Source organism: Actinomadura miaoliensis (assembly GCF_039536785.1).
Taxonomy (GTDB): domain Bacteria; phylum Actinomycetota; class Actinomycetes; order Streptosporangiales; family Streptosporangiaceae; genus Spirillospora; species Spirillospora miaoliensis.
This window is the reverse complement of sequence record NZ_BAAAZG010000049.1, coordinates 1-9,941: the sequence shown is the minus strand read 5'-3', so window position 1 is coordinate 9,941 and position 9,941 is coordinate 1. Positions and strand designations below refer to the sequence as shown.

Sequence of the window (9,941 nt, the reverse complement as noted above, 5' to 3'; positions counted from 1 at the left end):
CAGCCGGGCGTCCGGACGCCTACACCGGGACGTTCCACCCGGTGGGGCACGCCTTCGACGCGGTGATGCAGGAGCAGGCGTTCGGGTGGCTGTCGTCGACGCTCTCTCCCGCCTCGGGCCGTTGACGCGACCGTGGGGCCTCAGTTGCCCTTGCGTTCGCGGAACTCGGCCTCGGCCTCGGTGAACTTCTTGGCCAGCTCGTCCAGGAACGCCTGCGGCGTGAGCTGCCCGAGCAGCACCTTCTGGAACTGCGGCTCGGCCTCGGCCTTGGTCATGGCGTTGAACTCGGGCAGGTGGTACGGCAGCTGGACGATCTTGGTCTTGGGGTCGTTGGTCGCCCTGATCGCGTTCTCCAGGGTGGGGTTCTCCTTGATCCACGGCTCGGCCGCCGCGTCGGTGTTGGCCGGGATCTGCCCCTGCTGCCGGCTCCAGTAGGACGTCATCTCCTTGGAGGAGACGAACTCGGCGAACTTCCAGGCGGCGTCCTTGTGCTTGCTGGACTTGAACACCGCCGTCCCGCCGATCGGGTTGGAGATCACCACGCGGGTGCCGTCGGGCAGCGCGGGGATCGGCACGCCGGCGAACCTGCCCTCGCCCAGCGCCTTCTTGTGGTCGCCGTAGGAGCCGAGGTTGTGCTGCATCATGCCGATCGTGCCGCCGTCGAACTGGGCGGTCATCTTGATGTAGTCGTTGTTGACGTCGGCGCTCGGGGTGTTCTTCTTGTAGAGCGCGACGGTCTTCTGCAGCGCGGCGACGTTGCGCGGGTCGTTGAGGGTGGCCTTGCCCTGCGCGTCGAAGATCTGGGTGATGCCGGACTGGGCGTACATGAACTCCAGCACCTGCGCGATCGACCCGGCGCCGCCGCGGATGGTGTAGCCGTAGCGGTTGTCGCCGGCGTCGGTGAGCCGCTCGGCCGCGGTGTAGAAGTCGTCCCAGGTCTCCGGCGGCTTGAGGCCCTTGTCCTTGAACCAGTCGGGCCGGTACCACAGCACGCCCATGTTGGCGTTGCTGGGCAGCTCGTACAGCTTGCCGTCCGGCCCGGCCTGCTTGGTGAGCTGCAGGAAGGTGTTGTTGATCTTCCCGTTGAGCGGGCTCTTGGCCAGGCGCTCGTCCAGCGGTTCCAGGGCGCCCTGGCCCGCCACCCCGGCCAGCAGCGCGGTGGTCATGCCGCCCGCGTCCGGCAGCCCGCCGGTGGCGATGGCGGTGTCGAGCTTCTGCTGCACCTGGGCGATGGGGATGCCGACGTACTTGACCTTGATCGTGGGGTTGCGCTTCTCGAACTCGGCGATGGTGTGGTTCCACCGGGGGTTGTTGGCGGCGCTGGCGTTGGTGTCCCAGTAGGTGATCGTGGTGGTGCCGCCGGACGACCCGGAGTCGCCGCCGCCGCATGCGCCGAGCGCCAGCGCGCCGCCCGCGACGATCGCGGTGGCCGCCAGCGGCACTCTCGCCAGGGGGGTCCTCCGCCCCGGTTCGGGACCGCGTCGCGTCATCGTCGTTCCTGCCCTTCTCGTCTGGGGTGGGGTCGTCATGGGTGCTCCTCTCCGTCGACGTGGAAGCCCCCGAAGTCGGCGTGACCGGCGGCCGGGCCCGCGCCGGGCGGGGCGGCCGCGAAGAGGCCGAGGGTGGCGCCGACCCAGCGCGCCCCGGTCGCGGTGAACGGGTCGCCGAACCGCCGCGGCCCGGCCCTGTTCTCGCGCGGGGACGACCCCCCGCGACCCCCCGGTTCGCCGGAGGCGTCGGCGGTGAAGCGGCACTCGGCTCCGGCGCCGACGTGCACGGCCAGCCGGACCGGACGCCCAGGGTCGAGCAGCGGGCGCCGCGTGGCCGCGTCCTTCTCCGCGCCGTCCGGGTGGGCGACGCGGTACACCAGGTCGACGCCCGTGGCGGTGCGTTCCAGGCCGATCCAGGCGTAGGCGTCGCCGAGCACCGCCAGGCCCGCGCGGGAGCCCGGCTCGCCGCCGGTCAGGGTGAGGTCGGTGGTGGCGGTGAAGGTCTCGGCGGGCAGCCGCTGGCCGAGCACGTTGGGCAGGCGGCGCAGGTCGCCGGCGTCGGCGTGGCGCACGCAGGCCAGGCGGAGCCCGCCGCCGGGCGCCCGCCCGGTCCACGCCGGGTCGGGGACGCCCTGCCAGGTCCACTGCGGGCCGAAGCGCCCGCCGGTGAAGTCGTCGCTTGAGGCGGGGGCCGCGGGCGGCTCGCCCGTCACGGGTTTGCGGTGACGCGCGACGGGCGTGCCGTGCGCGCCGAGCACGGGCCAGCCGTCCTCTTCCCGCCAGCGCATGGGTTGCAGGTGGACGACGCGGCCGTAGGCGCCCCGGTCCTGGAAGTGCAGGAACCAGTGCCCGCCGCCGGCGGCGTCCACCCAGGCGCCCTGGTGCGGGCCGTTGACGTCGCTGTCGCCCTGCTCCAGGACGACGCGGTGCTCGTACGGGCCGAACACGCCGGGCGCGCGGAAGGCGTACTGCCGGCCGGTGGCCACTCCCCCGGCGGGCGCGAAGATCCAGTAGTGGCCGCCGTGCCGGTACAGCTTGGGGCCCTCCAGGGTGCGGCAGCCGGGGATCGCGTCGCCGTCCACGACGACCGTGCCGTCGTCCAGCAGGCGCGTGGCGTCCGGGCTCATCCGGTGCAGGGTGAGCCGGTTGTTGAAACCGGCGCGGCTCTTGGCCCAGGCGTGCACGAGGTAGGCCGAGCCGTCCTCGTCCCACAGCGGGCAGGGGTCGATGAGGCCGCGTCCGGGCTTGAGCAGGCGCGGCCTCGTCCACGGCCCGGCGGGGTCGTCGGCGGTGACGACATGGATGCCGTGGTCGGGGTCCGGGTAGAAGATCCAGAACCGGCCCGCGTGGTGGCGCAGCGCCGGCGCCCATACGCCGCAGCCCCAGCGCGGCGCCGCGTACGCCTCGGCCGGTTCGGGTTCGGGCAGCGCGTGCCCGGTGATCGTCCAGTTGACCAGGTCGCGGGAGTGCAGCACGGGCAGGCCCGGCACGCGGTGGAAGCTGGAGGCGGTCAGGTAGTAGTCGCGGCCGACGCGGATGGCGTCGGGGTCGGACCAGTCGGCGTTCAGCACCGGGTTGCGGTACGTGCCGTCGCCCAGGTCGGCGGTCCACGGCAGCGGGGTCAGGGAGCCGGGCACAGGGCCTCCCGCAGCTTGTCGATCTCGGCGGCCGGCAGGTGCCCGTCGGCGACGACCGTCACGACGCGCCGGGTCACGCGGCCGCCCGGGGGCACGTCGAGGGAGCGCTCCCAGGCCAGCGAGGAGCCCACCCCCGGGTACTCCCCGACCCGCACGAACCACGGGTCGGCGGCGGTGGCGGCGTCGGCGGGGACGAAGGCGAGCGTCCACGCGCGGCCGTCGGGTGCGGTGCCGGTCATCGCCAGCCAGCCGGTGCGGGCGCCGTGCACGGCCCGCTCGCCCTCGGCGTGCGGCGTGCGCACCCGGATTCCGGTGGACGTGCCGGGCGCCCGCCAGAAGAACCCGCCGTATCCGGCGCCGGGCCGTCCGTTGGTGGCGGGGCTGCCGATCCGCAGCGGCTCGCGGGTGACGTTGGTGAGCGTGAACGCCACGTCCAGCGCCCAGTGGTCGCCCGCCGCGACCGCGCGCACGTCCCGCCGTTCGCGCAGGGCCGTCTCGCCGTCGGCGCCGATCCAGGCGAGGGTCTCGGTGAAGGCGCCGGCGGCGCGGCCGGTCCAGCTCAGGTGCCTCTGCACGCCGTGGTCGTCCAGCCAGGTGGGGCCCTGGTCGCGGACGAACGTGCGGCCGCCCCAGAAGTTGCGTCCGCCCACGTCGGGCACGGCGATGCTGACGCCGAGGTGGTGCCGGTGGTCGGCGGGCATCAGCTCGGTGACCTCGGTTCCGGCGAACGTGCGCACCGGGTGGAAGTACGGGCGGGGCGAGAGGGTGGCCTCCAGGTCCGGCCGCGTCACGTACTCGGCGACCGTGCGTCCCGCGCAGGCCAGCTCCACCGGCGCGGCGGTCATCCCGCCACCTCCTCGCGCACGGCCCACGCCGCGTCCAGTTCCGAGAACAGGGCGAGTCGTTCGGCGCTGGCCGCCACCAGCGCCTCGATGCCGGGCAGCTCCCGGTGCCGCACCCCGTCCACATCGCTGACGCGCTGCCGCCCGTCGGGGATGGGCAGCGGGTCCGGCGCGGTGCGCACGGCGTCCAGCACGCGCATGAACGCGGCGGTGCGTTCCGGCGGGACGAGCAGCCCGGCGTCGCCGCGCACGTGGGCGAGCAGGTTGTCCAGCAGGTCGGTGCGCGGGTGGACGGAGACCAGCGGGTCGCGGCCGGGCCGTTCCAGGCGCACCTCGTCGCGGGTGTAGGTGAGGACGACGCGCCCCTCCTCGCCGTGCACGATCAGGTACGGCTCGTTGCGCCTGGGGGCGCACAACGTCACCGCGACCGTGACGACCGTGCCGTGCGACGTGCGCAACCGCAGGCAGGACGTGTCGTCGCTCTCGATCGGGAAGGCGTGGAACAGCTCCAGCTCGACGTCGGCGACGTCGTCCGGGCCCTCGGCGCCGTCCACGGCCAGGGCGGTGGCCAGGGCGTGCGCGAACGGGTTGGTCAGCGCGCCGTCGACGACGTCGGTGCCGTCGACGCGCCGCCGCCCGGCCCAGGGGGCGCGGGCGAAGTAGGCGGACGTGCGCTGCCACGCCCCGGCGGCGCCGATCCCCCGCACCCGGCCGATCGCCCCGTCGGCGATCAGGGCGCGCACCGCGGGGATCGCCTCGGACCCCAGGCTCTGGAAGCCGATCTGGCAGGCGCGTCCGGCGTCCCGCACCCCGGCGGCGATGCGTTCGAAGTCGGCGTAGGTGGCGGCGGGCGGCTTCTCCAGCAGGACGTGCGCGCCGCGCGCCACCGCCGCCAGCGTCAGGTCGGCGTGGGTGGGGATGGGCGTGGCGACGATGACGATCTCGGCGCCGGTGCGGTCGATCAGCCCGGGCAGGTCGGGCGACTGCTCCGGCGCCGGGTCGAACCCGGTGAGCGACGCCTCGTCCACCGGCCGCAGGTCGCAGACGCCCGCCAGCCGGACGGTTCCGCTGGCGGCCGCCCGGCGCAGGTTGTCCAGGTGCCGGCGTCCGTGCCCGTGGGCGCCGGCGAGGATGACGCCCGTCATGAGACGCGGCCCGCTCCGGCCCTGGCGCGCACCAGGCCCGGGACGGCGGGGGCGGGGTCGATGCGCCCGTGCAGGGTGGGCGTCCAGCCGACGTCGCCCGACAGGTCGGGGTCGTTGGCGGCGTTGAAGGCGGCCAGGGCGTCGACGGGGCGGTGCCCCACGTAGGTGCCCTCGGCGTGGATCGCGGTCCCGCCCCAGTTGTAGATGATCTTCTCGGCGGGGGTGCCGGCGCTGAAGTGGTTGTTCTGCGCGTAGATCGCCGACTCCCTGCCCGCGCCCCACGCGTACAGGGACCGCGGCGACCACACGTAGGAGTTGTTGTAGACGTGCACCCGCCCGTACCGCACGCGCGGCACCCGCTGGATCAGCCCGCGGAACTCGTTGTGGTGCAGGGTGACGCGCAGCCTGCCGCGGTCGCCGGTGGCGCCGTCGCTGTTGCCCCACAGCAGCGACTTGTCGTGGTCGGCGAACTTCGACCAGGAGACGGTCACCAGGTCGCTGCCGTTCACCACGTCGAGCAGGCCGTCGTGGTGCAGCCACACCTTGCCGAAGTACGCGGGCTCGGCCGAGTCGGGACGGTCGCCGTCGCCGAGCGTGACGTGGTCGACCCACACGTGCCGGGAGCCGGAGACGGTGATGTTGTCGAACTCGGTCTTCCAGTCCTCCCCCGACCAGCCGGGGAAGCAGTCGTAGGCGTCCTGCGCGTCCAGGTTGCGGATGATGACGTTCTCGGCGTTCTGCACCATCAGGTTGATGCCGGTCAGCCGCGCGCCCCTGCCGGCGCCGACGAGCGTGGTGTTGGAGCCGACGCGGACGATCACGTCCTGGCGCTGGTTGGCGTTGGAGCGTTTGCGGGCCTCCTCGAGCGGCCCGGACGCGGGGCTGCTCCAGTGCGCCGGGTCGTAGGCCCGCAGGTAGGCGTCGAGGCTGTACTCGGGGTCGGCGTAGGCGGCGCAGTCGTCGCCGCCCTTGAGGTGGCCCCGCACGTACACGATCTTGGGGGTGTCGCCGGCGACGGCGGCGGCCAGTTCCTCCCGGGTGCGGACGGTGACGACGTTCGCGGGGGCGGCCGCGGCGCCGCCGGTGGTGCCGCCCTCGGCTGCCGCCCATCCGTCGTCCGGCGCGAGCGTCTGGCGGCCCAGGTCGGTGCGGTGCCCGCCGCCCTGGGAGACGGCGGCATGGGGCACGGCGGCGTGGGCGGCCGGCGCGGTGAGGACGCCGCCGAGGGCGAGGGCGGACGTGACGACCGTCGCGGTGAGCTTCACGAGTTTCCTCCGTCGTCGTCGAGCCGGGTGCTTTTCAGCAGGTCCACGTCGAAGCGCAGCCCGAGTCCGGGTCCGTCGCCGGGACGCAGCAGGCCGTCGTCCCCGATCCGCACGGGCGGCGGGGCGGCGGTGTCGAGCAGGCCGAGGGCGGCGAACGAGGCGTCCTCCACGTCCTCGACCATCGCGGGCAGCGGCAGGCAGCACGCCAGCTGCCCGGACAGCTCGGGCAGCAGGTGCGGGTGGACGGGCACGTTGAACGCGCGGGCCAGGTCGACGATGCGCAGGAACGGGGTGACGCCGCCGACGCGCACCACGTTGGGCTGCAGGATGTCGCAGGCGCCCGCGGTGAGCAGGTCGCGGAACTGCCAGGGGGTGTGGGTGTTCTCGCCGAGCGCGATCGGCACGCCGGGGGCGCCCTCCCGCAGCCGCGCGTACGCCTGCACGTCGTCGGCGGGCAGCGGCTCCTCGATCCAGTACGGGTCGTGGGGGCGGAACGCCTCGATGGCGTGCAGCGCGCGGGGCAGGTCCCACAGCTGGTTGGCGTCCAGCATGAGCCGCACGCCGGGGCCGATGACGCGGCGGACGGCGGCGACGCGGGCGACGTCCTCGTCCAGGTCCGCCAGCCCGACCTTGATCTTCACGGCGGTCAGGCCCCGCTCGACCCAGCGCCGGGCCTGGTCGACCAGCTCGTCCACGCCGTAGTGGCGGTTGACGCCGCTGCCGTAGACGGGGACGGCGTCGCGGCGGCGGCCGATCGACTCGACCAGGCCGGCCGGGGCGCGCAGGTCCCACAGCGCCAGGTCGACGGCGGCCAGCGCGATCGTGGTGAGCCCGCCGCGCCCGGCCTCGTGCAGGTGCCACCACAGCCGGTCGTAGGCGACGGCCGGATGGGCGGGCAGGCCGATCGCGGCGTCGCGGATGTCGGACTCCAGCAGGGTGTGCGCGGCGCGCCCGCCGACGTTGGGCGCCCAGCTGAACCCGGTGCCGGCCCGCCCGTCGTCGGTGATGACGCGGGTGACGACCAGGTGGATGTGCGTGGTGTTCGGTCCCCACGGCCGCACCAGCGGGACCCGGTGGACGCTGCTGCGCACCTCGGCGATGACGCTCATGACGCCGCCTCCACCAGCGCGAGCCCGGTCTTGACCAGGCGGGACAGCTCGTCCAGGTGCTCGGGCGCGGGCTCGGCCAGCGGCGGGCGCACCGCGCCGGCGTCCAGGCCGCGCAGCCGCACCCCCGCCTTGACCAGCGACACCGCGTATCCGGGGACGCGGCTGCGCAGCTCCACCAGCGGCGCGTAGAACTCGGCGAGCAGCCGTTCGGCCAGCCCGGGGTCGTCGCGCTGGGCGCGGTGGTAGGCAGCGACGATCACCGGGATCCCGGCGGCCCGCGCGACCGTCTCGACGTAGGCGCGCAGGCCCTGCCGCGGCCCCTGGGCCAGGTACGGCGGCATGAGCAGCAGCCCGTCGGCGCCGGCCGCCGCCGCGCCCCGGGCCTGGTCGAGGGCGGCGCCGAGCGGTCCGCCCGCCCCGGCGACCACCGGGACGTCTCCGCCGGCGACCCGCACCGCCGTCCGCACCGCGCGGTCGTGCTCGGCGGCCGACAGCGACGGGAACTCGCCCGTCCCGCACGCGACGAACACCCCGCCCGGCCCGTGGGCGAGCCCGGCGCGCAGATGCTCGGCGAGCACGGCCTCGTCCAGCGCGCCGTCCGCGCCGAACGGCGTCACCGGGAAGAACAGCACTCCGTCCAGCCGCATGGTCATACCTCCGTGGACAGTTCGGTGCGCCAGCTGCGCTTGGGCCGCCAGCCGAGCAGCGCCTCGGCCTTGGCGGAGGAGAACGCCGGGGCGGTGCCGTCCAGGGCCGCGCAGTGCGGCGCCGTGGCGGGCAGGTGGCGGGGCAGCAGCTCGGCCAGCGGTTCGCGGGCCAGCGCGTCGGCCGCCCCGGCGAAGAACACCTCGCCGTTGCGCAGCGCGGGCAGCCCGTCGAGCAGGCACCGGACGAACTCGGCGGCGTCCCGCGCGTCGATGTAGTTGAACAGCGACGTCCCGCCCAGGTCGGGGCGGTCGAGACGTTCGCCGATGCGGTGGCCGCTCTGCGTCGGCGCGCCGTGCCACTCCTCGGGCGCCACGACGAAGCACGGCCGCAGCGCCGCGTACCGGACGCGGTCGCCGTGGGCGGCGGCGAACATCCGCATGGTGTGCTCGGCGGCCAGCTTGGACAGGCTGTAGGCGTTCCACGGCGCCACCGGGTGGTCCTCGTCGAGCGGCAGGTACGACGGCGCCCAGCCGTGCGGGGCGCCGTACCCGATGACGGTGGGACTGCTGGCCACCACGACGCGTTCCACGCCGCCGCAGTGCGCCGCCGCCTCGCACACGTTGAACGCCAGCTGCGTGTTGACCCGGTAGGTGTAGGCGTCGGTGCGGCTGAACGGCGTGGCGATCGCGGCCAGGTGCACCACCGCCCGGGGCCGGAACCGCGCCATCGCCTCGAACGCCTCACCGAGGTCGGTGAGGTCGGCGGGCAGGACGGCGGCCGCGGCGGCCGGTGTGCCGGGCGCGGGGTCCACGCCGAACACCTCGTGCCCCGCCTCGGCCAGCGCCGTCACGACGCTGCGTCCCAGCCGCCCGGCGCTGCCGGTGACCAGGATCCGCGTCCCCGGCTCCAACGCGCTCCCGGCGATCGTCGCCGTCACCTTGTCGCTCATCCCTGCCCCCCGCTCGCTCATCCCTTCACCGCGCCCGCGCTCAGGCCCTGGACGAGGTAGCGCTGGATGACCGCGAACACCAGCACGACGGGCAGGGCGGCCACCACGCCGCCGGCGGCCAGGGCGCCGAAGTCGGCGCCGTACTCGCCGATCATGTAGTTGAGGCCGACGGGGACCGTGTACTTCTCCTGCTGGCTGAGGAACATCAGCGCGAACAGGAAGTTGTTCCAGGAGTGGATGAAGGCGAACGAGCCGACCGCCACCAGGCCGGGCCGCAGCAGCGGCAGCACCACGGTGAAGAAGCCGCGCAGCCGTGAGCAGCCGTCCACCCAGGCGGCCTCCTCCAGCTCCACCGGCACGTTCCTGACGAACCCGCTGATCAGGATGAGCGACAGCGGCAGCTGGAACACCGTCTCGGCGATCACCAGGCTCCACAGCGAGTTGACCAGCCGCAGTTCCCGGAAGATCTCGAACAGCGGGATCAGCATCATGGCGCCGGGGATGAACTGGGTGCACAGCATGGCGACCATGAACAGCGTCTTGCCGCGGAACCGGTAGCGGGCCAGCGCGTACCCGCCCGCCAGCGCGATCACCGTCGTGGTGAGCAGCGCGACCACGCCGACCTTGAGGCTGTTCTGGAAGTAGACGCCGAACCCGACGCTGTTCCACACGGTGGTGAAGTGCTCGAACGTCAGCGGCCAGGGCAGGAAGCCGGTCCTGCCCGCCGGGCGGAAGGCGTACAGCAGCATCCAGTAGAACGGGACGAGCGTGAACGCCAGATACAGCCCGAGCGGGACGTAGATCTCCCACTTGCGCGGGCCGCCCGCGCCGCCGCGCCGCTCGCGCCCGGCCGACA

9 protein-coding genes are annotated in these 9,941 nt (G+C 74.2%); all 9 read right to left on the bottom strand.

The genetic code is table 11. From position 1 onward, the window contains the following. Positions 1-140: 140 nt before the first annotated feature. On the bottom strand, positions 141-1,490 hold the full coding sequence (locus ABD811_RS31765) for an ABC transporter substrate-binding protein (protein ID WP_344955157.1): 1,350 nt from the start codon (positions 1,488-1,490) through the stop codon (positions 141-143). Positions 1,491-1,525: 35 nt separating this feature from the next. After that, entirely contained in the window at positions 1,526-3,127 is a 1,602-nt protein-coding gene (locus ABD811_RS31760) for a glycoside hydrolase family 43 protein (protein ID WP_344955155.1), read from the bottom strand. Next, on the bottom strand, positions 3,112-3,972 hold the full coding sequence (locus ABD811_RS31755) for a DUF6807 domain-containing protein (protein ID WP_344955153.1): 861 nt from the start codon (positions 3,970-3,972) through the stop codon (positions 3,112-3,114). Before ABD811_RS31755 ends, ABD811_RS31760 begins: the two co-directional genes overlap by 16 nt. Continuing rightward, entirely contained in the window at positions 3,969-5,114 is a 1,146-nt protein-coding gene (locus tag ABD811_RS31750; protein WP_344955151.1) for a Gfo/Idh/MocA family protein, read from the bottom strand. The genes ABD811_RS31755 and ABD811_RS31750 overlap by 4 nt, the downstream gene beginning before the upstream one ends. Beyond that, positions 5,111-6,379: a pectate lyase family protein gene (locus ABD811_RS31745; RefSeq protein ID WP_344955149.1), complete on the bottom strand. Its 1,269-nt coding sequence runs from the start codon at positions 6,377-6,379 to the stop codon at positions 5,111-5,113. Before ABD811_RS31745 ends, ABD811_RS31750 begins: the two co-directional genes overlap by 4 nt. Further along, positions 6,376-7,488, bottom strand: a complete 1,113-nt coding sequence (locus ABD811_RS31740) for a mandelate racemase/muconate lactonizing enzyme family protein (protein ID WP_344955147.1) — start codon at positions 7,486-7,488, stop codon at positions 6,376-6,378. The genes ABD811_RS31745 and ABD811_RS31740 overlap by 4 nt, the downstream gene beginning before the upstream one ends. Further along, positions 7,485-8,135, bottom strand: coding sequence for a dihydrodipicolinate synthase family protein (locus tag ABD811_RS31735; protein ID WP_344955145.1), 651 nt, complete (start codon positions 8,133-8,135; stop codon positions 7,485-7,487). Before ABD811_RS31735 ends, ABD811_RS31740 begins: the two co-directional genes overlap by 4 nt. A gap of 2 nt (positions 8,136-8,137) precedes the next feature. Then, a complete protein-coding gene (locus ABD811_RS31730) occupies positions 8,138-9,085 on the bottom strand; it encodes an NAD-dependent epimerase/dehydratase family protein (RefSeq protein ID WP_344955143.1) in 948 nt (315 codons plus the stop codon). Positions 9,086-9,102: 17 nt separating this feature from the next. Then, a partial coding sequence (locus ABD811_RS31725) for a carbohydrate ABC transporter permease (protein WP_344955142.1) occupies positions 9,103-9,941 on the bottom strand: 839 nt, incomplete at its 5' end.

Coding starts and splice junctions, on each gene's coding strand:
- ABD811_RS31740 (WP_344955147.1), bottom strand. CDS start 7,488: ATGAGCGTCATCGCCGAGGTGCGCAGCAGCGTCCACCGGGTCCCGCTG.
- ABD811_RS31735 (WP_344955145.1), bottom strand. CDS start 8,135: ATGCGGCTGGACGGAGTGCTGTTCTTCCCGGTGACGCCGTTCGGCGCG.
- ABD811_RS31730 (WP_344955143.1), bottom strand. CDS start 9,085: ATGAGCGACAAGGTGACGGCGACGATCGCCGGGAGCGCGTTGGAGCCG.
- ABD811_RS31765 (WP_344955157.1), bottom strand. CDS start 1,490: ATGACGCGACGCGGTCCCGAACCGGGGCGGAGGACCCCCCTGGCGAGA.
- ABD811_RS31750 (WP_344955151.1), bottom strand. CDS start 5,114: ATGACGGGCGTCATCCTCGCCGGCGCCCACGGGCACGGACGCCGGCAC.
- ABD811_RS31755 (WP_344955153.1), bottom strand. CDS start 3,972: ATGACCGCCGCGCCGGTGGAGCTGGCCTGCGCGGGACGCACGGTCGCC.